19 protein-coding genes are annotated in these 25,717 nt (G+C 73.6%); 8 read left to right on the top strand and 11 right to left on the bottom strand.

Annotated features, from left to right (window positions below):
• Positions 1–69 precede the first annotated feature (69 nt).
• The 6 genes from ACGFNF_RS10600 to ACGFNF_RS10575 all read right to left on the bottom strand — a co-directional run bounded on the left by ACGFNF_RS10600 (position 70) and on the right by ACGFNF_RS10575 (position 7,484).
• A complete protein-coding gene (locus ACGFNF_RS10600) occupies positions 70–1,071 on the bottom strand; it encodes a serine hydrolase (RefSeq protein WP_393167141.1) in 1,002 nt (333 codons plus the stop codon).
• 86 nt (positions 1,072–1,157) lie between these two features.
• Complete coding sequence (locus ACGFNF_RS10595; RefSeq protein ID WP_393167139.1) at positions 1,158–2,102, bottom strand: SDR family NAD(P)-dependent oxidoreductase; 945 nt, start codon at positions 2,100–2,102, stop codon at positions 1,158–1,160.
• Entirely contained in the window at positions 2,099–3,283 is a 1,185-nt protein-coding gene (locus ACGFNF_RS10590) for a zinc-dependent alcohol dehydrogenase (RefSeq protein ID WP_357580612.1), read from the bottom strand. Before ACGFNF_RS10590 ends, ACGFNF_RS10595 begins: the two co-directional genes overlap by 4 nt.
• A gap of 769 nt (positions 3,284–4,052) precedes the next feature.
• Positions 4,053–4,817, bottom strand: coding sequence for a succinate dehydrogenase/fumarate reductase iron-sulfur subunit (locus tag ACGFNF_RS10585; RefSeq protein WP_132235856.1), 765 nt, complete (start codon positions 4,815–4,817; stop codon positions 4,053–4,055).
• Entirely contained in the window at positions 4,814–6,751 is a 1,938-nt protein-coding gene (locus tag ACGFNF_RS10580; RefSeq protein WP_357580611.1) for a fumarate reductase/succinate dehydrogenase flavoprotein subunit, read from the bottom strand. The genes ACGFNF_RS10585 and ACGFNF_RS10580 overlap by 4 nt, the downstream gene beginning before the upstream one ends.
• Position 6,752: 1 nt before the next feature.
• Positions 6,753–7,484, bottom strand: coding sequence for a succinate dehydrogenase cytochrome b subunit (locus tag ACGFNF_RS10575; protein ID WP_357580610.1), 732 nt, complete (start codon positions 7,482–7,484; stop codon positions 6,753–6,755).
• A 35-nt stretch (positions 7,485–7,519) separates the two neighbouring features.
• Here ACGFNF_RS10575 and ACGFNF_RS10570 point away from each other — a divergent pair, with 35 nt between their 5' ends.
• Positions 7,520–8,449 carry a LysR family transcriptional regulator gene (locus tag ACGFNF_RS10570; RefSeq protein ID WP_132235862.1) on the top strand — a complete coding sequence of 310 codons (930 nt, stop codon included), beginning with the start codon at positions 7,520–7,522 and terminating at the stop codon, positions 8,447–8,449.
• A gap of 77 nt (positions 8,450–8,526) precedes the next feature.
• Positions 8,527–9,867: an FAD-dependent oxidoreductase gene (locus tag ACGFNF_RS10565; RefSeq protein WP_393167136.1), complete on the top strand. Its 1,341-nt coding sequence runs from the start codon at positions 8,527–8,529 to the stop codon at positions 9,865–9,867.
• Here the strand turns inward: ACGFNF_RS10565 and hrpA are convergent.
• Positions 9,834–13,859: an ATP-dependent RNA helicase HrpA gene (hrpA, locus tag ACGFNF_RS10560; protein WP_393167134.1), complete on the bottom strand. Its 4,026-nt coding sequence runs from the start codon at positions 13,857–13,859 to the stop codon at positions 9,834–9,836. The genes ACGFNF_RS10565 and hrpA overlap by 34 nt on opposite strands.
• Before the next feature lie 167 nt (positions 13,860–14,026).
• On the opposite strand from hrpA, the gene ACGFNF_RS10555 reads away from it, so the two are divergent.
• Positions 14,027–14,467 carry a cytidine deaminase gene (locus ACGFNF_RS10555; RefSeq protein WP_132235868.1) on the top strand — a complete coding sequence of 147 codons (441 nt, stop codon included), beginning with the start codon at positions 14,027–14,029 and terminating at the stop codon, positions 14,465–14,467.
• Positions 14,468–14,479: 12 nt separating this feature from the next.
• Here ACGFNF_RS10555 and ACGFNF_RS10550 read toward each other — a convergent pair whose 3' ends face one another.
• A complete protein-coding gene (locus ACGFNF_RS10550; protein WP_311412870.1) occupies positions 14,480–14,839 on the bottom strand; it encodes a YciI family protein in 360 nt (119 codons plus the stop codon).
• Between the two features lie 154 nt (positions 14,840–14,993).
• Here ACGFNF_RS10550 and ACGFNF_RS10545 point away from each other — a divergent pair, with 154 nt between their 5' ends.
• The 4 genes from ACGFNF_RS10545 to ACGFNF_RS10530 are packed head-to-tail and all read left to right on the top strand — an operon-like array spanning position 14,994 to position 18,964.
• Positions 14,994–16,040: a FecCD family ABC transporter permease gene (locus ACGFNF_RS10545; protein ID WP_393167132.1), complete on the top strand. Its 1,047-nt coding sequence runs from the start codon at positions 14,994–14,996 to the stop codon at positions 16,038–16,040.
• A complete protein-coding gene (locus ACGFNF_RS10540; protein WP_393167130.1) occupies positions 16,037–17,146 on the top strand; it encodes a FecCD family ABC transporter permease in 1,110 nt (369 codons plus the stop codon). The genes ACGFNF_RS10545 and ACGFNF_RS10540 overlap by 4 nt, the downstream gene beginning before the upstream one ends.
• Before the next feature lie 25 nt (positions 17,147–17,171).
• The gene (locus tag ACGFNF_RS10535) at positions 17,172–18,020 is read left to right on the top strand and encodes an ABC transporter ATP-binding protein (RefSeq protein WP_121395555.1); all 849 of its coding nucleotides are present in this window, start codon (positions 17,172–17,174) and stop codon (positions 18,018–18,020) included.
• Positions 18,020–18,964 (top strand): iron-siderophore ABC transporter substrate-binding protein, encoded by a 945-nt coding sequence (locus ACGFNF_RS10530; protein WP_357580604.1) that lies wholly within the window; start codon positions 18,020–18,022, stop codon positions 18,962–18,964. Before ACGFNF_RS10535 ends, ACGFNF_RS10530 begins: the two co-directional genes overlap by 1 nt.
• Before the next feature lie 22 nt (positions 18,965–18,986).
• Here ACGFNF_RS10530 and ACGFNF_RS10525 read toward each other — a convergent pair whose 3' ends face one another.
• The 3 genes from ACGFNF_RS10525 to ACGFNF_RS10515 form a co-directional block, all read right to left on the bottom strand.
• Entirely contained in the window at positions 18,987–20,078 is a 1,092-nt protein-coding gene (locus ACGFNF_RS10525; RefSeq protein ID WP_357580997.1) for a glycosyltransferase family 2 protein, read from the bottom strand.
• A 45-nt stretch (positions 20,079–20,123) separates the two neighbouring features.
• Positions 20,124–21,908, bottom strand: coding sequence for a hypothetical protein (locus ACGFNF_RS10520; protein WP_393167127.1), 1,785 nt, complete (start codon positions 21,906–21,908; stop codon positions 20,124–20,126).
• A 228-nt stretch (positions 21,909–22,136) separates the two neighbouring features.
• Entirely contained in the window at positions 22,137–22,781 is a 645-nt protein-coding gene (locus tag ACGFNF_RS10515; RefSeq protein WP_357579928.1) for a hypothetical protein, read from the bottom strand.
• Positions 22,782–23,565: 784 nt separating this feature from the next.
• Here ACGFNF_RS10515 and helR point away from each other — a divergent pair.
• Entirely contained in the window at positions 23,566–25,713 is a 2,148-nt protein-coding gene (gene helR, locus ACGFNF_RS10510) for an RNA polymerase recycling motor ATPase HelR (RefSeq protein WP_393167344.1), read from the top strand.
• Positions 25,714–25,717: the final 4 nt, after the last annotated feature.

Raw genomic sequence — 25,717 nt, 5'->3', positions numbered from 1 at the left:
CCACCAGCGGACCGGCGGAAGGTCGGCGGGGCCCGCCGGGACGGCGGGCCCCGCACGTCGCGGGGCGGCTCAGCCGCCGTTGCTGGGCCGCTGGGCGGTCGGTCGGTGGGTGACGCCGGTGCCGGTGAGGCGGTCCACCGAGGCCAGGAAGCGCCGGCCCATCCGGGCGCGGGCCTCGACGGCGGGGTGCGTCGCGCCGTAGTCGCCCGGCTCGGCCTGCCCGTCGGCGAAGAGGGCGTACGTCAGCACGGGCGCGCCGGCCGTGTCGAAGATCACCCCGGCCTCGTGCCGGGCGTCGGCGAACCAGCCGGCCTTCGTGGCGACGCGGGCCCGCTCGGTCGAGGACATGACCCGCCGGATTCCGTCGGTGTACGCGACGGGGGCGCGTAGCAGCCGCAGCACGAACGCCGTGCCGGCTGGCGAGAGCAGCGTGCCGGCCACCAGCGCGCGCAGCAGGTCGTGGGTCTCCCGGGGGGTGCTGGTGCCGAGGAAGAACCGGTTGGGGTTGGCGACGGGCTGCACCTGCGTGTTCGGGAAGCCCTTGCCGCGCAGGATCCCGTTGAGCTCGGCGGCCGGGCAGACCAGGCCGCACAGCCGTACCGCCGTGTCGTCGGAGACGGTCAGCAGGTTGGCCAGCACGTGCCCGAGCGTCACGAAGCTCGGGTACGCCCCGTCGAGGCTGAACATGCCGTCCCCGCCGGGCACCACGATCGCTTCGGTCACCTCGACCCGCTGGTCGAGCGTCAGCAGTCCCCGGTCGACCTTGTCGAGCACCGCCACGGCGACCGCGATCTTGTTGACGCTGTACGCCTCGATGCGCCGGTCCGGCTCGTCGGACACGGCCACCACCGGGGGGCCGGCCGGGTCGGCGACGCTGACGTACGCCTGCCAGTTGCCGCCCGCTGCCACCGTCTGCCGCTCGTAGATCGCGGCCACCCGGCGGGCGGCCTGCGCGGGCGTCGCCGGAGCCGGTTCGGCGACCTCGGGGGCGGCGGACGCCGGCGCGGCGGCGCCGAGCACCGTTCCCGCCGTGGCCACCGTGCCCAGTCCCAGCGCGGTCCTGCGGTTCACCCGGATAGTCAATCGTCTCTCCCGTCGTGGTGGGCCGGCCCACCACCCTAGGCGAAATGATCGACGCCGGTGATCCCGCCCGGCGCTCACGGCAGCCGGCGCCGGACGGCCGCCACGACCGGGCCGGGCAGTTCCCCGACGGCCCGCGCCACCCGCTGGAGGTCGGGCAGCCAGCCGCCGCGCACCGACGCGGCGGCCGGGTCCGGCGCGAACACCGTGCCGTCGTGCGGTGCGACCGGCCGGTCGGTCAGCCCGAGCAGTCGCATCAACGGCCCGACGAGGGCGTCGTAGACACCCGGCAGCATGGTGAAGCCGACCCGCATGACCAGGTTGACCCGGCCCACCGACACCTCCCGGCGGGGCCGGTCGGCGCAGTCCACGATGGCCCGCGCCACCCGCTCCGGGGTGGTGACGGGCGGCGGGGGCCGGCCGGCCCGGCCGAGGTAGTTCGCGGCCCGCTGGTAGACCGGGGTGTCCACACTGCCCGGGTTGACGATGCAGACGTGCACCCCCGGGGTCTCCCGGGCCTCCTGCTGGAGGGTGCGGGTCAGCCCCTGCAACCCCCACTTGCTCGCCACGTAGCCGCTCATGTAGGGCGCGGTGATGTGGCCGAGCACCGACCCGGTGAGGATCAGCGTTCCTCCGCCGTCCGCCGAGAAGCGGCGCAGCGCCACCCGGGCGACCGCGGCGGCGGCGAGCAGGTCGGTGCGCACCACCTGCTCGAAGACCCGCTCCGGGGTCTCCTCGAACCGGCCGTACGCTATCACCGCCGCCGTGTGCACCCAGACGTCGATGCCGCCGAACCGGTCGAGGGCCGCGTCGGCGAGCGCCGTCAGCGCGCCGTCGGCGGTGATGTCGGTGGGCACCTGGAGCACCTGCGCGCCTGCGGCCCGGCACTCGTCGCGCACCGCGGCGAGGGCGGCGGGGGAGCGGGCGGCGAGCACGAGGCGGTCCCCGCGTGCCGCGAAGGCCCGGGCCGCCGCCCGGCCGATCCCGCTGGTCGCGCCGGTCACGACCACCGTCCGGGTCACGGTGCGAGCACGACCTTGACGCAGCCGTCCTCCTTCTTCTGGAACATCTCGTACGCCTGCGGCGCCTCCACCAGCGGCACCCGGTGGGTACGCAGGTCCTCCACACCCAGCGGGTCGTCGTCGCCGGAGAGCAGCGGGATGATCTCGTCGGTCCACCGGCGCACGTGGCACTGCCCCATTCGCAGCTGGACGCCCCGGTCGAACATTTCCATCAGGGGCATCGGGTCGACCTCGCCGCCGTAGACGCCGGAGATGGAGACCGTGCCGCCACGGCGGACGGCCTTGAGCGCGGCCTTGAGCACGACCAGCCGGTCGACGCCCGCCTTGTCGGTCATGGTCTGCGCGAGCTTGTCCGGCAGCAGCCCGGCGGCGGTCTGGGCGAGCTTGCCGAGCGGCGCGCCGTGGGCCTCCATGCCCACCGCGTCGATGACGGCGTCGGGGCCGCGCCCGTCGACGAGGTCGATCAGCGCGCTGGGCACGTCGTCCAGTTGGCTGACGTCGAGCACCTCGATGCCGTGCCGGCGGGCCATCGCCAACCGCTCCGGCACCAGGTCCAGCCCGATGACCCGGTCCGCGCCGAGGTGCCGGCCGATGCGGGCGCAGAGCTGGCCGACCGGCCCGAGCCCGAAGACGGCGAGGGTGCCGCCGGGCGGGGTGTCGGCGTACTTCACCGCCTGCCAGGCGGTCGGCAGGATGTCGGACAGGTAGAGCCAGCGCTCGTCGGGCCCGGTGTCGGGCACCTTGATCGGGCCGAACTGGGCGTGCGGCACCCGCAGGTACTCCGCCTGCCCACCGGGCACCGAGCCGTAGAGCGACGTGTAGCCGAACAGCGCGGCGCCCTTGCCCTCGGCGGTCACCTGGGTGGTCTCGCACTGCGCGTACAGCTGCCGGTCGCACATCCAGCAGGAGCCGCAGGAGATGTTGAACGGCACCACCACCCGGTCGCCCGGCTTGAGCCGGGTCACCCCCGCGCCCACCTCCTCGACGATGCCCATCGGCTCGTGGCCGAGGACGTCGCCGGGCTTCAGGTACGGCCCGAGCACCTCGTACAGGTGCAGGTCGGAGCCGCAGATCGCGGTCGAGGTGATCCGGACGACGGCGTCGGTCGGCTCCTCGATCCGCGGATCGGGCACCTCCTCCACCCGTACGTCCCGCTTGCCCTGCCAGGTCAGTGCCTTCATGTCCCGTCGTCCCTCCTCGTGCCGTCCCCGAGGTTGCTACCCGCCCCCGACGACTTGAACCGGCACGGAGCGCCGAGGTGGCCGATGGCGGGCGGGTCGCGATGGCGGGGCCAGGGGGCGGGTCGCGACAGCCGGGCCGGGGGCGGGTGGTTCGGGCGGCATCGAGGGCCGGGATCGCGTGGGTGACGGCCCGCAGCCGCCGCGGGGATGGTCGAAGCCGGATGCGCATGGCCGGGCGTCGTCCCCGAAGCGGCTCCGGCCCGGTGTCCGGTGGCCCGGTGTCCGGTGGCCCGGTGTCCGGTGGCCTGGCGTCCGGTGGCCCGGCGGTCCGATGGTGCGGCGGTCTGGTGGTTCGGTGGTGTGGCGTGCGGCGGTCTGGTGGTTCGGTGGTGTGGCGTGCGACGGTCTGGTGGTCCGGTGGCTGCCTGTCGAGCTGATGTCGCAGACGACTCAGCTGATGTCGCAAACGATTCAGCTCGACAGGGCGCGAGCAGGGAGATCCGGCCGGGCGGGCGAGCAGGGAGATCCGGCCGGGCGGGCGAGCAGGGAGATCCGGCCGGGCGGGACAGTGGGCCGTATCGGGGCAGACCAAACTCCGTCGAAGTCGAAGTCGAAGTCGAAGTCGAAGTCGAAGTCGAAATCGGGGCGCGGGCGTCGCGGTGGGGACGGGGACGGCGGGCCGGCGATCGGCAGGTGCTACGGCGAGGGCCGCCGCGTTCGGAAGACGCGACGGCCCTGTGCCGACCTCGCCGGCGTGAGGTGTGCGGGCTCAGGAACCGGGGGTGTTGTCGCCCCGCTTCGAGGTGGCCATCAGGAAGTCGCGGTTGAGCCGGCCGATGGTGTTCAGCGGGATGCCCTTCGGGCAGACCACGGTGCACTCACCGGCGTTGGTGCAGCCGCCGAAGCCGGCCTCGTCGTGCGCGTCGACCATGCCGATGACCCGGGTGTAGCGCTCCGGCTGGCCCTGCGGCAGCAGCGAGAGCTGGGTGACCTTCGCGGCGGTGAAGAGCATGGCGGAGCCGTTCGGGCAGGCCGCCACGCAGGCGCCGCAGCCGATGCACTCCGCCGCCTCGAAGGCGGCGTCCGCGTTGGCCTTGGCGACCGGGGTCGAGTGCGCCTCGGGGGCGCTGCCGGTCGGCGCGGTGATGTAGCCGCCGGCCGCGATGATCTTGTCGAAGGCGCCCCGGTTGACCACCAGGTCCTTGATGACCGGGAAGGCCCGGGCCCGCCACGGCTCGATGTCGATCGTCTCGCCGTCGGAGAACTGCCGCATGTGCAGCTGGCAGGCGGTGGTGCCGCGCTGCGGCCCGTGCGCGTCACCGTTGATCATCAGGCCGCACATGCCGCAGATGCCCTCGCGGCAGTCGTGGTCGAACGCCACCGGCTCTTCGCCGGCGAGGATCAGCCGCTCGTTGAGGACGTCGAGCATCTCCAGGAACGACATGTCCGGGGAGACGTCGTCGACCTTGTAGGTCACCATCCGACCCTTGTCCTCGGGGCCGGACTGGCGCCAGATGCGCAGGGTCAGGTTCACTTGTAGCTCCGCTGCGTGGGGTGGACGTATTCGAAGTTCAGGTCTTCCTTGTGCAGCACCGAGGGCTCGCCGGTGGCGGTGAACTCCCAGGCCGCCACGTACGCGAAGCGGTCGTCGTCGCGCTCCGCCTCACCGTCGGGCGTCTGGTGCTCGGCCCGGAAGTGACCGCCGCAGGACTCCTCGCGGTGCAGGGCGTCGATGCACATCAGCTCCGCCAGCTCGAAGAAGTCGGCCACCCGGCCGGCCTTCTCCAGCGACTGGTTGAGCCCCTCGCCGGTGCCCGGCACCCGGACCCGCTGCCAGAACTGCTCGCGCAGGGCACGGATCTCGTCGATCGCCTTGCGCAGCCCGGCCTCGCTGCGCTCCATGCCGCAGTGCTCCCACATGATCTGGCCCAGCTCGCGGTGGAACGAGTCCACGGTCCGGTCGCCGTCGACGGCCAGCAGCCGCTGGATCCGGTCCTCGACGTCGGCGCGGGCCTGCACGGCCGCCGGGTGCGTGGCGTCGACCTTCTCGAACGGGCCGGAGGCCAGGTAGTTGGCGACGGTGTTCGGCAGCACGAAGTAGCCGTCGGCCAGGCCCTGCATGAGCGCCGAGGCGCCGAGCCGGTTCGCGCCGTGGTCGGAGAAGTTCGCCTCGCCGATCACGAACAGACCCGGGATGGACGACTGGAGGTCGTAGTCGACCCAGAGGCCGCCCATCGTGTAGTGCACGGCGGGGTAGATCCGCATCGGCACCTCGTACGGGTCCTCGCCGGTGATCCGCTCGTACATCTCGAAGAGGTTGCCGTACTTGGCCTCGATGGCCTTGCGGCCGAGCCGGTCGATCGCGTCGGAGAAGTCGAGGTAGACGCCGAGCCCCGTCTGGCCGACGCCGCGCCCCTCGTCGCAGACGTTCTTGGCGGCGCGGGAGGCGATGTCGCGGGGGACCAGGTTGCCGAAGGAGGGGTAGATCCGCTCCAGGTAGTAGTCCCGCTCGTCCTCGGGGATCTCCCGCGGGCTGCGGGTGTCGCCCTTGGTCCTGGGCACCCAGACCCGGCCGTCGTTGCGCAGCGACTCGCTCATCAGGGTCAGCTTCGACTGGTGGTCGCCGGAGACCGGGATGCAGGTCGGGTGGATCTGCGTGTAGCAGGGGTTGGCGAAGTACGCGCCCTTGCGGTGGGCCCGCCAGGTGGCGGTGACGTTGCAGCCCTTGGCGTTTGTGGAGAGGTAGAAGACGTTGCCGTAGCCGCCGGAGGCGAGCACGACGGCGTCCGCGAACTCGGTGGTGATCTCGCCGGTGACCATGTCCCGGACCACGATGCCGCGGGCCTTGCCGTCGACGACGATCAGCTCCAGCATCTCGTGCCGGGTGTTCATCTCCACGTTGCCGAGGCCGATCTGCCGCTCCAGCGCCTGGTACGCGCCGAGCAGCAGCTGCTGGCCCGTCTGGCCCCGGGCGTAGAAGGTGCGCTGCACCTGCGCGCCGCCGAAGGAGCGGGTGTCCAGCAGGCCGCCGTACTCGCGGGCGAACGGGACGCCCTGGGCGACGCACTGGTCGATGATGTTGACCGAGACCTCGGCCAGCCGGTGCACGTTGGACTCCCGGGAGCGGAAGTCGCCGCCCTTGACGGTGTCGTAGAAGAGCCGGTGCACCGAGTCGCCGTCGTTGCGGTAGTTCTTGGCGGCGTTGATGCCGCCCTGCGCGGCGATGGAGTGCGCCCGGCGCGGGCTGTCCTGGTAGCAGTAGGTCTTGACCCGGTAGCCCTGCTCGCCCAGCGTGGCGGCGGCCGAGCCGCCGGCCAGGCCGGTGCCGACCACGATCACGGTCATCTTGCGGCGGTTGGCCGGGTTGACCAGCTTGGCCTCGAAGCGGCGGCGTTCCCAGCGGGTCTCGATGGGGCCGTCGGGAGCCTTGGTGTCGGCGATCGGGTCGCCCTCGGTGTAGAGATCCATGTCAGGACACCAATCCGGTGAGTACGGCGAACGGGACCGCCAGGTAACCGGCGCAGAGCACGACGGCGAAGCCCAGCGCCACGGCCCGGGCCCGCCGCTCGCCGCGCGGGCTCTGCTGGCCGAGGCTGCGCAGCGCGCTGAACAGGCCGTGCCGCAGGTGGAAGCCGAGGGTGACGACCGCCAGGGTGTAGAAGAGCGTGACGTACCAGCGCTCCGGGGCGAAGTCGGCCACCACGTTGGCGTACGGCCGGCTCGGGTCGCCGACCGGGTTCAGCGTGCCGGTGGTGAGGTCCAGGATGTGGTAGATCACGAAGAGCAGGATGATCACGCCGCCCCAGCGCATGGTGCGGGCCGCGTAGCTGCCCTGGACCTTCTTGCGGTGCGCGTACTGCACCGGGCGGGCGGCGCGGGCGCGCACGGCGAGGGCGGTCGCGGCCCAGATGTGGCCGAGCACCGACGCCAGCAGGCCGATCCGCAGGATCCACAGGAACCACACGCCGGGCAGGATCGGGGCGCCGATCTCGCGCAGCCAGTGCGCGTAGTGGTCGAACGAGGTCGCCCCCGTGAAGATCTTCAGGTTGCCGAGCATGTGCGCGATGAGGAACAGCACCAGGATGATGCCCGTCACCGCCATGACGGCCTTCAGGCCGACGCTGGAGCGGATGGGCGACCGAGTTCTCGTGACTACCACGCGATCGACGCTAGGAGCACTTGATTCAGTCGTCCAATGCATCGACCTCGCAGTCTTGATAGCTATAGGCTATGTAGATGCAGCTCCATCAGCTGAAGTACTTCGTTGCGGTGGCAGAAGTACGACATTTCACCCAAGCCGCCGACATCGTGGGCATCACCCAGCCTTCGTTGAGTAAGCAAGTTCACGCCCTTGAGGACGGCCTCGGCGCCCCGCTGTTCGAGCGGGTAAGGGGCAACATCACGCTCACCGCGGCCGGTGAGGTGCTGCTGCCGCTGGCCAAGCGGATCCTCGCCGACGTCGACACCGCGACCCGCGAGGTGCAGGAACTGGTCGGCCTGCGCCGTGGCCGGGTCCGGCTCGGCGCCACCCCCAGCCTCGCCACCTCGCTCGCCCCGCCCGTGCTGCGCCGGTTCCGCGACGCCCACCCCACCATCGACCTGCGGGTGGAGGAGAGCGGCTCGCAGGACCTGGTCCGCGGCCTGCTCCGCGGCGACCTCGACCTGGCACTGATCATCATGCCGGCCCAGGGCACCGACCCCGGGCTGCGCGCCGACCCCATCCTGCGGGAGAGCCTGGTGGTCGCCTCCGTCGAGGAGCTGTCGGTGACCCCGGAGACCGGTCAGCTGCGCGTCGCCGACCTGCGCGACCAGCCGATGGTGATGTTCCGGGAGGGCTACGACCTGCGCGACGCCACCCTCCAGGCCTGCCGGGAGGCCGGCTTCGAGCCGACCATCGCCGTGGACGGCGGCGAGATGGACGCGGTGCTGAGCTTCGTCGAGGCCGGGCTGGGCGTCGCGCTGGTCCCCGGCATCGTGGTGGCCCGGCGTCCCGGCGTGCGCGTCACCCGGCTGGCCCCACCCGGCGTCCGGCGGACCATCGCGGTCGCCCGGCGCCGCGACGTGGTGCCCACCCACGCCGGCCGGGAGCTGCGTCGGATACTGCTGGACTACGTCCGCGACGCCACCACCGGCGGGGACCTGCCGCCGGGCGTCGAGCCCCTCTGACGCCGCCGACGTCCGACGCCGCCAGGTGCGCACGACGGAAGACGACCGGGCCCCGCCGGCCCGCCTACGCTGCCCGCATGGCAACGGGCAGCGCCGTGGTGATCGGCGCGAGCATGGGCGGGCTGCTGACCGCCTGCGCACTCACCGAGGCGTACGAGCGGGTCACCCTCGTGGACCGTGACCTGCTGCCCGAGCAGGCGGAGAGCCGCCGGGGCGTACCGCAGGGGCGGCAGTTGCACGTCCTGCTGACCCGGGGCCGGCAGGCGTTCGAGGAGCTGCTGCCCGGGATCTCGGCGGAGCTGAGCGCGCGGGGCGTGCCCACGGTCGACCTGCACGAGCAGGTCCACTGGTACAACAACGGCCACCGGATGCGGCGCGCGCCGTCCCCGCTGTTCGCGCTCGGGGTCAGCCGGCCGCTGCTGGAGCAGGTCGTCCGGGAGCGGGTCGCCGCCCTGCCCGGGGTGCGGATCGTGGCGGGCTGCGAGGTGGAGGGGCTGACCACCACCCTCGACCGGGGACGGGTCACCGGCGTACGGCTGCGCCCCCGCGACGGGGATCCGACCACCGTCGCCGCCGACCTCGTCGTCGACGCCGGCGGCCGGGGCACCCGCAGCCCGGTGTGGCTGGCCGAGCTGGGTTACCGGCCGGCGCCGGAGGAGCGGGTCAAGGTCGGCGTCACCTACCTCACCCGCACCTACCGGCGGGAGGCGCACCACCTGGAAGGGCTGCTCGGCGCGCTCACCAACGCCGTGCCCGGCCAGCCCCGGGGCGGCATCGTCGCCGTGCAGGAGCAGGGCCGGTTCGCGGTGGCGCTCAGCGGCATGCTCGGCGAGGAGCCGCCGGCCGACGACGAGGGGATGACCGCCTTCGCCGAGACCCTCGCCGCCCCGCAGATCGCCGACCTGCTGCGTACGGCGCGGCCGGAGAGCCCACCGGCGACGATGAAGTTTCCGGCCAGCGTGCGGCGGCGCTACGAGCGGCTGCGCCGCTTCCCGGCCGGCTACCTGGTGGTGGCCGACGCCGTGTGCAGCTTCAACCCGGTCTACGGGCAGGGCATGACGGTGGCCGCGCTGGAGGCCCTGCTGCTGCGCCGACTGCTGCGGCGGCCGTCCGACCGGCTCGCCCGGCGGTTCTTCCGGGGCGCGGCCCGGCTGATCGAGGGGCCGTGGTCCATCGCGGTCGGCACCGACCTGCGCTTCCCCGAGGTGCCCGGCCGCCGCTCGCCGCGGGTACGCCTGGTCAACGCGTACGTGGGCCGGCTGCACGAGGCGGCGACCCGGGACCCGGCGCTGGGCGCGGCGTTCCTGCGGGTGGTGAACCTCGTCGACCCGCCGACGCGGCTGCTCTCCCCGCCGGTGCTGTTGCGGGTGCTGCGCGGGTCGTCCTACCTGCCCTCGGCCTCGTCCATCGCCCGGTAGATCCGCTGCTCCGACACCGGGTACGGGGTGCCCAGCGCCTGGGCGAAGACGTTCACCCGCAGCTCCTCGACCATCCAGCGGATCTGCCGGACGGCCGTCGACTGCCGGCGCCCCGGGGGCAGCGCGGCGAGCATCTCCTGGTACTCCTTCTGCACCACCGCGACCCGGTCCTGCTGCTGCTTGTCGCGCTGCGGGTTGCCCGGCAGCCGGTCCAGCCGCCGCTCGATCGCGGTGAGGTAGCGCAGCAGGTCGGGCAGGCGCGCGTACCCGGTCTCGGTGACGAAGCCCTTGTGCACCAGGCCGTTCAGCTGGGCCCGGATGTCGGCCAGCGCGGCCACCACCGCCAGGTTCCGCGTGGCGCCGAGGCGCTGCTCCACGGCGTACGCGGCGGCGAGCACCCGGCGTACCCGGTCCATGATCTCGACCACGGTGTCCACCAGGTCGGCCCGGACCTTGTCCCGCAGGGCGGCGAAGCCCTCGGCGTCCCAGGCCGGGCCGCCCGCGTCGCCGATCAGCTTGTCGATGGCCGCCCCGGCCGCGTCGGAGATCAGCTCCTGCACGCCGCCGTGCGGGTTGCGGCTCAGCGCCAGCTTCGCCTCGTTGGACAGCCGCCCCTGGAGGAACTTCGCCGGCGACGGCACGGTCAGCCGGAGCAGCCGCCGGGTGCCCGCCCAGTGCGCGGCCTCCTGCTCGGCGGGCGAGTCGAAGACCTTCACCCCGACGGTGTCGCCCTCGTCGACCAGGGCCGGGTACGCGGTCACCGCGTAGCCGGAGCGGACCTGCTCGATGGTGCGAGGAAGATCGCCGATGCTCCATTCGCGCAGCCCGGTACGGGCCACGTCGGGTGCGGCGGCGGCCACGACCTGGCGTACCTCCGCCTTGAGCTGGCGTTGCAGGGCCGGCAGGTCCTTGCCCTCGGCGACCGGCTTGTTCTCCTCGTCGAGCACCCGGAAGCGGACGCGCAGGTGCGGCGGCAGCTTCTCCGGCTCCCACGCGTCGCGGGGCACGGTGACGCCGGTCATCCGGCGCAGCTGCCGGGTCAGCGCGTCCAGCAGTGGCTCCTCGCCGGCGGGCATCGCGGCGAGCGCCGCGCGGGCGTAGTCCGGCACCGGGACGAAGTTGCGGCGCACCGCCTTGGGCAGCGAGCGGATCAGCGCGACAACGAGTTCCTCGCGTAGCCCGGGGACCTGCCAGTCGAAGCTCTCCGCCGGCACCTGGTTGAGCAGGGGCAGCGGGATGTCGACGGTCACGCCGTCGGTCGGGGTGCCCGGCTCGAACCGGTAGGTCAGCGGCAGGGTCACCCCGTCGGCGGACCACTCGTCGGGGTAGTCGGCCTCGTCCACGCCGGTGCGGCCGGCGTTGACCAGCAGCTCCCGGGTGAAGGTGAGCAGGTCGGGCTGCTCCCGGCGGGTCTTCTTCCACCAGGCGTCGAAGTGCCGCCCGGAGACCACGTCGGCAGGGACGCGCGCGTCGTAGAAGTCGAAGACGGTCTGGTCGTCGACGAGGATGTCGCGGCGCCGGGCGCGGTGCTCCAGCTCCTCGATCTCCGCCAGCAGCCGCTGGTTGTCGGCCCAGAAGTGGTGGTGGGTCTGCCAGTCGCCCTCGACGAGGGCGTGCCGGATGAACAGCTCCCGGGACAGCGCCGGGTCGATCCGGCCGAAGTTGACCTTGCGCGAGGTGACAAGCGGGACGCCGTAGAGGGTCACCTTCTCGTAGGCCATCACGGCCGCCTGCTTCTTCTCCCAGTGCGGCTCGCTGTAGCTGCGCTTGACCAGGTGCTGGGCCAGCGGTTCGACCCACTCGGGTTCGACCCGGCCGGCGACCCGACCCCAGAGGCGGGAGGTCTCCACCAGCTCGGCCGCCATCACCCAGCGCGGCGGCTTCTTGAACAGCGCCGAGCCGGGGAAGAGCGCGAACTTGGCGCCCCGGGCGCCCAGGTACTCGTGCTTCTGCGCGTCCTTGAGCCCGACGTGCGACAGCAGGCCGGCCAGCAGGGACTGGTGCACCTTCGGGGTGTCGATCTCCTCCGGCAGGTCCGCGCCACCCCGGCGCCCGCCGCCGTCGCGCGTCGGTCGCCCCTCTTCGGGCGTACGCAGCACCTGGCGCAACTGGCTGACGATGTCCTGCCACTCGCGTACGCGCAGGTAGTTGAGGTATTCGGCCTTGCACATCCGCCGGAACGCGCTGGAGGAGAGTTCGCGCTGCTGCTCGCGCAGGTGTCGCCACAGGTTGAGCAGCGACACGAAGTCCGACTCGCGGTCGGTGAACCGGGCGTGCGCCTGGTCGGCCTGGGCCTGCTTGTCGGCGGGCCGCTCGCGCGGGTCCTGGATGGACAGCGCGGCGGCGATCACCATCACCTCGGTGGCGCAGCCGTTGCGCTCGCCCTCGACGACCATCCGGGCCAGCCGCGGGTCGACGGGGAGCTGCGCCAGCCGCCGGCCCAGCGGGGTGAGCCGCTTCGCCGGGTCGGCCTCGGCCGGGTCCAGCGCGCCGAGCTCGTGCAGCAGGTTGACGCCGTCGGCGACGTTGCGCCGGTCCGGCGGGTCGATGAACGGGAACGCGGCGATGTCGCCGAGCCCGATGGAGGTCATCTGGAGGATGACCGAGGCGAGGTTGGTGCGCAGGATCTCCGGGTCGGTGAACTCCGGGCGGGACAGGAAGTCCTGCTCGTCGTAGAGGCGGATGCAGATGCCGTCCGAGGTGCGCCCGCAGCGCCCCTTGCGCTGGTTGGCCGACGCCTGCGAGACCGGCTCGATCGGCAGCCGCTGCACCTTGAGCCGGCTGCTGTAGCGGGAGATGCGGGCCGTGCCCGGGTCCACCACGTACTTGATGCCGGGCACGGTGAGCGAGGTCTCCGCGACGTTGGTGGCGAGCACCACCCGGCGCCCGGCGTGCGGGGCGAAGACCCGGTGCTGCTCGGCGGTGGAGAGCCGGGCGTACAGCGGCAGGATCTCCGTGCCGCGCAGCGCCGGCTTCTTCTCCACCAGCCTGCCCAGCGCGTCCGCGGTGTCGCGGATCTCCCGCTCGCCGCTGAGGAAGACCAGGACGTCGCCGGGGCCCTCGGCGGCCAGTTCCTCGACGGCGTCGCCGATGGCCTGGACCTGGTCGCGGACGTTCTCCTCGTCCTCCCCGTCGTCCTCGCCCTCGGCCACCTCGACCAGCGGCCGGTAACGCACCTCGACCGGGTACGTGCGCCCGGAGACCTCGACCACCGGCGCCGGTACGCCCTCGGGCTCGTCGGCGGTGGGCGGCCCGGCGAAGTGCCGGGCGAACCGCTCGGTCTCGATGGTCGCCGAGGTGATGATCACCTTGAGGTCGGGGCGGCGGGGGAGGAGCTGCCGGAGGTAGCCGAGGATGAAGTCGATGTTGAGACTGCGCTCGTGCGCCTCGTCGATGATCAGCGTGTCGTACTGGCGCAGCATCCGGTCGGTCTGCAACTCGGCGAGCAGGATGCCGTCGGTCATCAGCTTGACCAGGCTGCGGTCGCTCACCTGGTCGCTGAAGCGCACCTTGTAGCCGACCACGTCGCCCAGCTCGGTGCCGAGCTCCTCGGCGATCCGGTCCGCCACCGTACGCGCGGCCAGCCGGCGCGGCTGGGTGTGCCCGATCAGCCCGGTGATCCCGCGCCCCAGCTCCAGGCAGATCTTCGGCAGCTGGGTGGTCTTGCCGGAGCCGGTCTCGCCGGCCACGATCACCACCTGGTGGTCGCGGATCGCGGCGGCGATGTCGTCCTTGCGCTCGCTGACCGGCAGCTGGGCCGGGTAGGTGACCACCGGCACGGCGGCCCGCCGGCCCGCCAGCACCGCCTCGGCCCGCGCCACGTCGGCGGCGATCTCGTCGAGCGCCGACTCCCGGCGCTGCGGGTCGCGCAGCCGGCGCACCCCGTCCAGGCGCCGTTGCAGGCGGCGCTGGTCGCGGAACATCAGGGGACGGAGGCGGCGGTGCAGCTCGCGGACGGGGTCGGTCGCGGCGGGTGCGGCTGGATTCTGCATGTCGTCGCCAAGGATAGGCAGCCGACGGCCGGACCGCCCCCGGGTTACCGCCGCCCCGCCCCGGGCCGCCCGCGCGCACGCCCGTCGGCGGCGCCGTCAGGGCGAGCGCGGCGGTGCCGCCTCGGACTAGAGTGGGGCGCCGACCGACCTTGGCCACGGGGGATGGGATGACGATGCGGGACACCGACCGGGCCCTGGTGCAGGCCGCCACGGCGGTCGCCAAGCTGCGCTGCCGCAGCGACAACCACACGGTCGCCGCCGCCGCGCGGACCACCGACGGCCGGGTCTTCACCGGGGTCAACGTCTACCACTTCACCGGTGGCCCCTGCGCGGAGGTGGTCGCGGTCGGCGCCGCCGCCACCCAGGGCGTCACCGAGCTGGAGACGATCGTCGCCGTGGGCGACCGGGGGCGCGGGGTCATCCCGCCCTGCGGGCGCTGCCGGCAGGTGCTGCGCGACTACTTCCCCACCGTCCGGGTCATCGTCGGGCCGATGGACGCGCTGCGCGTGGTGCACGTCGCCGAACTGCTGCCGGAGACGTACGTCTGGGCCGACCAGCAGCTCGACGGGCCCGCCGGCCCGCTTCCCGCGCCGCGACCGGCCGACTGACCTCCCGGGCCGTCAGTCGCCGGCGGCGGCCGCCAGGATCGACCGGGGCAGCGGCACGCTCTCGAACCGCACGATGCCCTCCGGCACCATCCAGCTCATCACCTGCACGCCCAGTCGCCCGGCCCGCACGGCCGGGTCGTTGTGGTAAAGCTCTCGGGCCTCCTGCGGGGAGATGGAGAGCACGACGAACCCGCGCAGCCGCTCGTCGTCGGCGTCGACGAAGGGCCCCGCGGCCAGGACGAGCCCCTGTTCCACCAGCCCCGCGTGGTGGGCCAGGTGGGCGTCCTGCAACCGGTCGGCCGCGTCCAGCGGTAGCTGCGGCGCGTCCGTCGGCCGGCTCAGGAGCACCACGGTGTGCTGGTCGAATCGCATGCTGACAACCCTAGGGCGGCCGGGGCCGCCGCCCGACCGGATCCGGCGCTGTCCGCCCTGCTCAACGCCGCCCGGATCGACGACGGCGAGTTAGGCCCGGCCAGGGCGTTCCGCTACGGTAAGGCGACCCTAAGCCCGAACGTGCAGGAGCCTCGTGACCACCCTCGCCACCCGCCCGGCACCTGCCGGCACCCGGCCCCGGGCGCGTGGGAGCCGCCGGCTCGCGGTCACTGTCGCCGCCGCGCTGGTGCTGCTGCTGGCCGTGCTGGCGAGCTTCGCGCTCGGCAGCCGGGCGCTCGCCGTCGACGAGGTGTGGCGCGCGCTGGTCGCCCCGGACGGTGGTGAGGCCGCCACCATCGTGCGGGAACTGCGGATGCCGCGCACCGCGCTGGGCCTCGCCGTCGGGCTGGCGCTCGCCGTGGCCGGCGTCCTCTTCCAGGCCCTCACCCGCAACCCGCTGGCCGAACCGCGGATCCTCGGCATCAGCGCCGGCGCCTCGTTCGGCGTGGTGCTGGCCATCTCCGTCTTCGGCGTGGGCACGCTCGCCGGGTACGTCTGGTTCGGCATCGCCGGTGCGCTCGGGGCCGGCGTGCTCGTCTTCGCCGTCGCGGCCAAGGCCCGCGAGGGCGCCAGCCCGGTCACCCTCGCGCTGGTCGGCGCGGCCCTCGACGCCAGTCTTGCCTCCGTGGTGTACGCGCTGCTCAGCATGGACGCCCGCACCTTCGAGGAGTACCGCTTCTGGGTGGTCGGCGGGCTGACCGGCCGGGACCTCACGGTGGCCGCCCAGGTGGTGCCGTTCGTGCTCGCCGGGCTGGTCCTGGCCGCCCTCGTCGCCCGGGGCCTGGACGCGCTCGCCCTCGGCGACGACGTGGCCCGGGGCCTCGGGCACCGGATCGGGCTCGTCCGCCTCGGCGGCGGCGTCGCCGCGGTGCTGCTCACCGGGGCGGCCGTCGCCGCCGCCGGGCCGATCGCGTTCGTCGGGCTCGCGGTGCCGCACCTGGCCCGCGCCCTGGTCGGCGCCGACCACCGCTGGACCCTCGCGGTCTCGGCGCTGCTCGGGCCCGCGCTGCTGCTCGGCGCCGACGTCGTCGGGCGGCTCGTCGCGCCGCCCGGGGAGGTGCCCGCGGGCATCGTCACCGCGCTGATCGGCGCCCCGCTGCTGGCCTTCCTGGTCCGCCGCGCGAAGGTCGTGACGGCGTGAGCGCCCCCGCCGCCCCGAGCGCCCCCACCGCCCCCACCGCCGGGCGGCCGGCGGGCCGTCCCCGGGTGGGCGTCACCGCGCTGCCGGGGCGGTCGCTCGTGCGGATCGGCCCGGTGAGCGTGCAGGTCCGCCGCCGCTCCGTGCTGGTCGCCGCCGCGCTGGTCGTGCTGCTGCTCGCCGCAGGGGTGCTCAGCCTCTCCCTGGGCACCCCGTACGTCGCCCCGGCCGACGTGCTGCGCGCCCTCTCCGGCGCCGGCACCCCGTACGACCTGGTGGTCCTCGACCTGCGACTGCCCCGGCTGGTGCTGGCCGCGGTGGCCGGCGCGGCCTTCGGGGTGGCCGGCACGCTGATCCAGAGCGTGGCCCGCAACCCGCTCGCCAGCCCCGACGTCGTCGGCATCACCCAGGGCGCCGGCCTCGCCGCGACGGTGGCCCTGACGACTGGCGCCGCGGCGGTGCTCGTGGCCCCGGCGGCGCTGCTCGGCGGGCTGGCCGCCGCCACGCTGCTGTTCCTCCTCGGCGCCCGGCACGGGCTGGCCGCCCAGCGGTTCGTGCTCGCCGGCGTGGCGGTCGCCTTCGCGCTGCGGGCCCTGACCGAGGTCGTCCTGCTCACCGCCGACCCGATCGACGGGCTGCGCGCGCAGATCTGGCTGATCGGCACGCTCGCCGGCAAGGGCTGGAACGAGAGCCTGTGGATCGCCCTCACCCTGGCCGCGCTCCTGCCGGTGCTGGCCTGGGCCGGCTGGGCGCTGAACAGCACCGCCCTGGACGACGACACCGCCCGGGGGATCGGCCTGCGCCCGGTGGCCCGCCGGGTCGGCCTCGCCGGCACCGGGGTGCTGGCCGCCGCGATGGTCACCGCGCAGGTGGGCGCGGTGGACTTCGTGGCTCTCGTCGCCCCGCAGCTGGCCCGGCGGCTGGTCCGCGCCGAGCGCCCGCCGCTGCTCTGCGCCGCGTTGCTCGGCGCCTTGCTGCTGGTGCTGGCCGACCTGGGTGGCCGGCGGCTGTTCGCCCCCACCCAGCTGCCCGCCGGGGTGCTGACCGCCGCCATCGGTGGCCCGTACCTGATCTTCCTGCTGCTCCGCGGCCGGCGGCGGCCCTCGTGATGTCCCACCCTGGCAAGGAGGCGTGATGCTCTCCACCCGCGACCTGGTCGCCGGCTACGACGAGCGGACCGTGCTGGACGGGCTCGACCTGGAGCTGCCCGGCGACGCGTTCACGGTGATCGTCGGGCCGAACGCCTGCGGCAAGTCCACCCTGCTGCGCACCATGGCCCGCCTGCTCACGCCCCGGCGCGGCGCCGTGCTGCTGGACGGCACCGCCATCCGGGACCTGCCGACCCGCGAGGTCGCCCGCCGCCTCGGCGTGCTGCCGCAGAGTCCGCTGGTGCCCGAGGGGGTGACCGTCGCCGACCTGGTCGGCCGGGGCCGGCAGCCGTACCAGCGGTGGTGGCGGCAGTGGTCGGAGTCCGACGGGGCCGCCGTCGACCGGGCCATGGCGCTCGCCGACGTGACGGCGCTGGCGGACCGGCCGGTCGACACCCTCTCCGGGGGCCAGCGGCAGCGTGTCTGGATCGCCATGACCCTCGCCCAGGACACCGAGGCGCTGCTGCTGGACGAGCCCACCACCTTCCTCGACCTCGCCCACCAGGTGGAGGTGCTGGACCTGCTGCACCGGCTGCGCGTCGAGCGGGGCCGGACGGTCGTCGCCGTGCTGCACGACCTCAACCAGGCCGCCCGGTACGCCGACCACCTGATCGCCATGCGCTCCGGTGCGGTGGTGGCCGCCGGGCCGCCCCGGGAGATCCTCACCGCCGACCTGGTCCGGGACGTCTTCGGCCTCGACTGCGTGGTCGTGCCCTGCCCGGTGACCGGGGCGCCCCTGGTGGTGCCCGCGCTCACCAGTCCCTCCCTGACCCGCCTGCCCGCCGGGAACGCGGCGACGCCGCTGACCGGCTCGCACCCTTCGAAAGGAATCTGATGCGTCGTCTCGCCGCCGCCCTCACCGCGGCGCTGGCCCTCGGCGTCGGTCTCACCGCCTGCGGTGAGAGCGACCCGGTCGCCGACACCACCACCGGACAGACCCGGGAGATCGTCCACGCCATGGGCACCACCAAGGTGCCGGTGGAGCCCAAGCGCGTCGTCGTGCTCGACACAGACAAGATCGACACAGCCCTGACACTCGGTGTCACACCGGTCGGCGCCGCCACCGCCGGCGAGGCGCGGAGCTGGCCGACCTACTTCGGCGAGGAGAAGCTCGCCGGCATCAAGGAGGTCGGGGTGCTCACCGAGCCCGACCTGGAGGCCATCAACGCCCTCAAGCCGGACCTGATCCTGGGCAGCAAGTTCCGCCAGGAGAAGTTCTACGACGAGCTGGCCGCCATCGCGCCGACTGTCTTCACCGAGAAGGTCGGCATCACCTGGAAGGAGAACTTCCTCTTCGACGGCGCGGCGCTCGGCAAGGAGCAGCAGGCCAAGGACCTGCTGGCCGGGTACGAGACGCGGGCCAGGGAGTTCGGCGGCAAGCTCGGCGACGCCGCCGAGCGCAAGGTCTCCATCGTCCGCTTCATGCCGACCGAGATCCGGGTGTACGGGCCGGACTCGTTCTCCGGCATCGTCATCGGCGACACCGGGCTGGGCCGCCCCGAGCGCCAGCAGCTCACCGGCAAGGAGGACCGGCGGATGGACCGGGTCAGCCCGGAGCGGATCGGCGAGGTCGACGGCGACGTCATCTTCGTCACCGCGTACGGCGAGAAGGCCGCCGCCGAGCAGGCCAAGGTCACCGGCGGGACGCTCTGGAAGGGGCTGTCGGCGGTCAAGGCCGGCAAGTCGCACGTCGTCTCCGACGAGATCTGGATGACCGGCATCGGCATCGGCGCCGCCAACAAGATCCTCGACGACCTGGCCAAGTACCTCACCGCCTGACCCGTGTCGCGCGCGGCAGCCGCTACGGCTGCCGCGCGTCACCCGTCACGGACTCGCCGGCGGCGCGCCGCAGCGAGCGGTACCGGGAGAGGTCCTCGCGGGCCGGCCCGCCCTGCCGGACCCGCTCGGCCGGGTGCACCGCCGGCTGGTCCGGCACCCGGGGCGTCTCCCCGTCCTGCGTGAGGAGGTCCTCGGTCTCCTGGACCAGGTAGTGCGGCCGACGCTTGGTCTCGTAGTAGATCCGTCCGATGTACTCCCCGATCACGCCCAGGATCGTCATCTGGATGCCGCCGAGACCGATCACGCTGACGATGATGGTGGTGTAGCCGGGAACGTCGATTCCCTTGCTGACGGCGTCGGCGACCACCCAGGCCATGTAGACCACCGCGATCAGGGTGAGGAACAGGCCGCCGTAGATCGCCAGCCGCAGCGGCCGGTTGTTGAACGACAGCAGCCCGTCGAACGCGTAGTTGAACAGCTTGCCGAACGTCCACCTGCTCCGGCCCGCCTGCCGGGTCTCGTTGCGGTGCGCGACCACCACCGTCCGGAAGCCGATCCAGGAGAACAGCCCCTTGGAGAAGCGGTTGTACTCCGGCATCGCCAGCACCGCGTCCACCGCAAGCCGGGACAGCAGCCGGAAGTCACCCGCCCCGTCCAGCAGCCGCACGTCGATCCACCAGTTGACCACCCGGTAGAAGGACCGCGAGGCCAGCATCCGGACGAGGCGGTCGCCACGCCGGTCCCGGCGCGCGATGACCTGGTCGAAACCCTGCCGGTACAACGCCACCATGTCGGGCAGCAGCCGGGGCGGGTGCTGGAGGTCGGCGTCCATGATGACCACCGCGTCCCCGGTGGCCCGCTCCAGCCCGGCGAGCATCGCCGCCTCCTTGCCGAAGTTGCGGCTCAGCGACGTGTAACGCACGGCGGGATCGGCGGCGGCGAGCCGACGCAGCGCCACGAGGGTGCCGTCGGAGCTGCCGTCGTCGACGTAGACCACCTCGATGTCGACGTCGGTCAGCTCCGCGACCGCGGCGGTCACCGCCGAGTGCAGGCGCTCCACCGAGGCCTCCTCGTTGAAACAGGGCACCACCAGCGACAGGCGCACCTGCGTCACCCCGCCCGGCCGGCGCCCGAGGACGCCCGCCCCGCGCCGCCCCGCTCAGAAGCGGTAGACCAGCACACCGTCGATCTCCTCCCGGGTGATGCCGAGCCCGTCGACCGGCCGGTCCGCGATGCCCTCCCAGGGCGTCCCGGCGGTCCAGCCCGGCAGGGCCACCACGGACCGCACCCCGATGCCCCGCAGGTACGCCACGCTGCCCGCATCGGGGAAGGTGGCCGTCGCGACCCGGGTCTGCGCCTGGGTGACCGGCTCGAACCCGCCCAGCCCGTTCGTGACCCGGGGGAACCCGTCCGTCGTCCACAACATGAAGATCAGGTCGACCGCGCCGCCGGCGGGCAGCACCAGCATCGGCTCCGCCGCCGTACGCATCGCGGCCGGCGGCGTCGGCACCACCGGATGCGGCGTCCGGTTGATCCCCTCCAGCCCGACCAGGGCCAGCGGCACCAGCAGGAGCACCGGTGCCAGGAGCCTGGCCCAGCCCCGGGACGACCACCGCCGCACCGCCGTGGCGAACACCGTCACCGTGCCCGCCGCCAGCACCGCCAGCAGCAGGCTCGTCCAGTGCATCATCCGGCCCGGCGTCCGCAGCGCGTCCCAGCCCGGCAGGTGCTTCGACAACGTCAGGTAGCCCGGATCACCGTCGCCGCCGAGGGTGACGCCCAGCCCCAGGAGCACCGTGCCGAGCACGCCGAGCGCCAACGCGACCCGGTGCCGGGCCGGATAGACCGAGACGAACAGCCCCGCCGCGGCCAACGCGAGCAGGACCATCCCGGGCAGCAGCGCCATCTCCGGCGGCCAGGACAGTTGTTCCCGCGCCGCCGCGTGCCGCTCGCCCCACCACCACGAGTCCGCCGGGGCGGTGACGAAGCCGATCAGCGGCGGCGAGAACATCTCCGTCCAGGCCAACGACCGTTCGGCCTGCGGGTTGAGGTCGACGACCTTCAGGTAGACCAGGCCCAGCAGGAGCGTCACCGCGCCGAAGACGGCGCCACCGGCCACGTCGGCGACCAGCAGCCGCCGGCCGAACGCGGGTCGTCGCCCGCGCCGCCACCACGACCAGCCGTAGCCGCCGGCCCCGACCAGCACCGCGGCCAGCAGGAAGTAGACAAGCGGCAGCCCGATGCCGAAGCCCAGGCTGATCTGCCAGGCGGCGACGAGCCACCCCGCGAAGGCCCAGCCCGGTCGCCGCCGTTCCGGCCGGTAGCCGTGCCGCAGCGACCAGCCGTGGCCGCGCGCCAGCATCGCCAGGCACAACGCGATCCCGCCGCTGGACAGGATGTTCAGGTGGCCGGAGTGCGCCAGCCGCCAGGGCGCGTACGCCCACGCGATCCCGGCGACCGCCCCGCCCAGCCGGCCCGCCCCGAGCTGCCGGGCCAGCGCGTACGCCCCGATGAAGGCCAACGCGTGCACCAGCACGTACATCACGTTGTAGCGGACCAGGGCGGCCTCGAAGCCCGAGCCGAGCATCCCGAACGGGGCGTAGCCGAGCAGGGTGTCGCTGTAGACGTACGTGTAGGTCTCGGGGAAGAACGTGTTCGAGTGCCAGAGACCGGCCGGGTTGTTGAGCACGGCGTGCCCGGCCCAGGCCATCTGCCACGCCTGCAACGTGGGGTCGCCGATGTCGCCGGGGATGGTGCTCGCCGGATGCCGCATCGTCGGCCAGGTCAGCACCACCGCCAGCAGCAGCCCGCCGAGCACCGCCAGCGTCCACTCGTGGCGCAGCCAGCCCCACCGGTTCCGTCGGCCGGGGTCCCCGGGGTCGGGGACCTGGTCGTGGTCGGCGGTTTCGGCGGACGGACGGGCGTCCGTGGACCCGGTGGTCATGAAGATAGATGATTCACGATGGTGGCCGCCGTGTCGATCCGCCGCCCGGGATGTGGGCTTCCGGGCGGATCCGCCGACCCGCCCGGGGCGCCGCCGCACGTCCTCCGACCCGCCAGCCCGCGCGGCCCGGCCGGCGCGTGTCGCGGGCACCCGGTCGGCGCCCGGCCCGGCCACGTCGGCCGGACCGGGCGATCGGGATCGGGTGGGTGGGTGGGTGGTGGGAAGGGATCAGGCGGCGGTGGCCCAGATGGCACGGAAGGCCGCCGCCTCGCCGGCCAGCCAGCGCTCGATCTGCTCCGGGCGGGCGTCGGCGGGCATGCGGTGGGCCTCGCCGCGGCGGACGTCGACCAGGACCGGCTCGGCGTGCGGGAGCACCGCGTCCATGTGCCGGGCCATCAGGTGCAGGGTGGCGAGTGTCGCCTCCTCGCTGGGCGGCGCCTCGTCGAAGTGCAGTCGGACGGCCTCGACGCGACCGTCGGCGTGCCGTACGCCGAACTGGGGGTTGACCTTGACGGGCAGGTCGCCCAGCATCGCGAGCGCGTCGCGGGTCTGGGCGAGGTCGACCTCCCTCGGCTCGCCGAGGGAGCGCAGCCAGGTCGTCGCGCCGGGGACGAGGGCCTGGTAGAGCGGTCGCCAGCGGGGCTTGACCACGTCGACCACCTGGTCGAGGTGGGTGCCGCCGGTGTGGAAGGCGATGTCGGCCTTGAGCGCCTTGACGAACTGGCCGTGCGGGTTGAAGCCGGAGCGGCTGGCCCGCTGCTTGCGCAGGCCCCCGACGAAGGTGGCCTTGGTCGGGCCGGTGCGGTCGACGTAGCGGGTGAAACCGAGCAGGGTGGCGTAGGGGGTGGGTGGGGCGGAGGCGGGCGTGGTCACGGGCGTCCTCCCAGGTCAGGACCTCGATTAGTACACACATTCTAATCGACGGGTGTGACATCTCCCAGGGTTCGCGGGGACTCTCTCGCCCCGGTCCGCCGATGGCCGACCGGCACCGGCCATCGAGGCGCGGGGAGCGCGGGACACGCGGGGAGGTGGGGTGCCGTGGACCGGCGCTCGGATACGGTGAGCACTCCGCGGAGCTGTATCTGACGCAGAGCCAGAGAGCCGTTCGGGCGCTGTGGTCGGAGCCCGGCCGGGTGGACGCGGTGACGTTCGACGAGATCACCGGCCTTCTGCTGCGCTGCCGGGACCGACTGCAGGAACTCTTCGACGACGTGGTCCGCGTACCCAGCGCGTAGCTGCCGCCCGAGGGCGGGCGGCCCGGGAAGGCCCCCGCCGCGCGCGCGGGAGATCCATGCCGACGGCCCCGCGCCGAGGCGCGCCCCGCTGCCGCCTTGTGCGGTGCCCATCTTGTGCGGCGCCGAATCCGAAAGGTTTTCCGCGCCCCGGAAAAAACAAAGGGAAAGGGAGTGTGGCCACCCCTTTCCCTTCTCAATGTATATCGCACCCGGGGGCTTGCGGCAAGACCCGGTCCGTGCCGCAGAATCACCCGGCCGAGGCCGCGAGCTGCGGAAACGGGACCAGCGAAAGCGTGGGTCGCCGTCGACGTACGGCCGAATGAAAACGTCGCGCCGATGGCCGGACGCCCGGTGCGCGCGTGCGGCGCACGGCATCGCGGGCCGGGAGCCGGAACGAGAGTGGAGTTGCTGACGTGGATCGCCTGACGACAAGCGTGTTCGACCTTCCCGACCACCTCGCCGCCAAGGCCGATCCGACGCTGATCGCCGCCGACGAGCGGCACTTCGCGGCCGTCGCGGGGAGCATCGAGCGGACGGGCACCGAGTTGTCCGACCGCCTCGACGCCGAGCGCCGGGCCCCCGGTGGCAAGGGCCGGCAGGCGGTGGACCGGGACATGGAGGTCCGCCGGCTGGCCGCCCGCCTGCGCACACTGCGCCGCTTCGGCGTGGACCTGTGCCTCGGCCGCATGGTCGGCGCCGACGATCCCACGCCCGTGTACGTCGGTCGGCGCGGCCTCACCGACGGCGCGGGCGGGCGGCTGCTGCTCGACTGGCGTTCCCCCGCGGCCGAGCCGTTCTTCGCGGCGACCCACGCCAACCCGATGGGCCTGGCGAGCCGCCGCAGGTACCGCTGGACGCGCGGCCGGATCACCGACTACTGGGACGAGGTGTTCACCCCGGACGCCCTCGAGGGGCACGCCGCCGCGCTCGACGACCAGTCCGCCTTCATCGCCAGCCTGGGCGCCAGCCGGTCGCCGCGGATGCGCGACGTGCTCGGCACGATCCAGGCCGACCAGGACGCCATCATCCGCGCGGGGTCGAGCGGGGCGCTCGTCGTGGACGGGGGTCCCGGCACCGGCAAGACCGTCGTCGCGCTGCACCGCACCGCGTACCTGCTCTACGCCGACCCGCGCCTCGGTCACCGCCGGGGCGGCGTGCTGTTCGTCGGGCCGCACCAGCCCTACCTGGCGTACGTCTCCGACGTGCTGCCCAGCCTGGGGGAGGAGGAGGTGCAGACCTGCACCCTGCGCGACCTCGTACCCGAGGGGGCCTCGGCGGGCGTCGAGACCGACCCGGAGGTGGCCCGCCTGAAGTCGTCGGCGGAGATGGTGAAGGCGATCGAGTCGGCCGTCAGGTTCTACGAGGAGCCGCCGACCGCACCGATGACGGTCAGCACGGACGAGGCCGACATCCGGCTGCGCGCCGCCGACTGGGCCGAGGCGTTCGAGGCGCCGGGGCCCGGTACGCCCCACAACGAGGCGCGCGACGAGGTCTGGGAGGAGCTGCTCACCATCCTGGTGGAGAAGTACGACGGCGACGAGCCCGACGACGTGGTCCGCGCCTCGCTGCTGCGCAACCGGGAGCTGCGTACGGCGTTCAACCGGGCCTGGCCGCTGATCGAGGCGACCGACCTCGTCGGCGACCTGTGGTCGGTGCCCGCCTACCTGCGCCGGTGCGCTCCCTGGCTCAGCCCCGACGAGGTCCGCGCCCTCCAGCGCCGCGACGCCGGGGCCTGGACGGTGTCCGACCTGCCGCTGCTGGACGCGGCACGGCAGCGGCTCGGCGACGCGGAGGCGTCCGGGCGCAGGCGCCGGCAGGAGGCCGTCGTCGCCGTCGAACGCGCGCGCATGGCCGCCGTCGTCGACGACCTGATCGAGGCCGACGCCTACGACGACGGCGAGGGCGTGCTGTCGAGCCTGCGCCAGCTGGACCTCCAGGACGCCCTGGTCGACGAGACCGCTCTGCCCCAGGTGGAGCCGGACCTGCTCGCCGGACCGTTCGCCCACATCGTGGTGGACGAGGCTCAGGAGCTGACCGACGCCGAGTGGCAGATGCTCCTGCTGCGCTGCCCGTCGGGGAGCTTCACCATCGTCGGGGACCGCGCCCAGGCCCGGCGCGGGTTCACCGAGTCGTGGCGGGAACGGCTGGAGCGCGTCGGGCTCGACCGGATCACCGTGACCTCCCTGACCGTCAACTACCGGACGCCGGAGGAGGTCATGGCGGAGGCCGAGCCCGTCATCCGGGCCGTGCTCCCCGACGCCAACGTGCCGACCTCCATCCGGGGCGGCGGCGCTCCCGTCGTACGCGGATCGGCCGCCGATCGGGACCCGATCCTCGACACCTGGCTCGCCGCCCACGCCGAGGGGACCGCCTGCGTCATCGGCGACCCCACGTTCCGGGCGACGTCCCGCGTCCGGTCGCTGACCCCGGAGCTGGCGAAGGGGCTCGAGTTCGACCTGGTCGTCCTCGTCGACCCGGAGGCGTTCGGCACCGGCGTCGCCGGCGCGGTCGACCGCTACGTCGCGATGACCCGGGCGACCCGGCAGCTCGTCGTCCTCACCACCTCCTGACGAC

This window comes from Micromonospora sp. NPDC048868 (assembly GCF_043198195.1).
In the GTDB taxonomy this organism is placed as follows: domain Bacteria; phylum Actinomycetota; class Actinomycetes; order Mycobacteriales; family Micromonosporaceae; genus Micromonospora; species Micromonospora reichwaldensis.
Note: the sequence above shows the minus strand (reverse complement) of the source record. Positions and strands in the feature narration are given on the sequence as shown.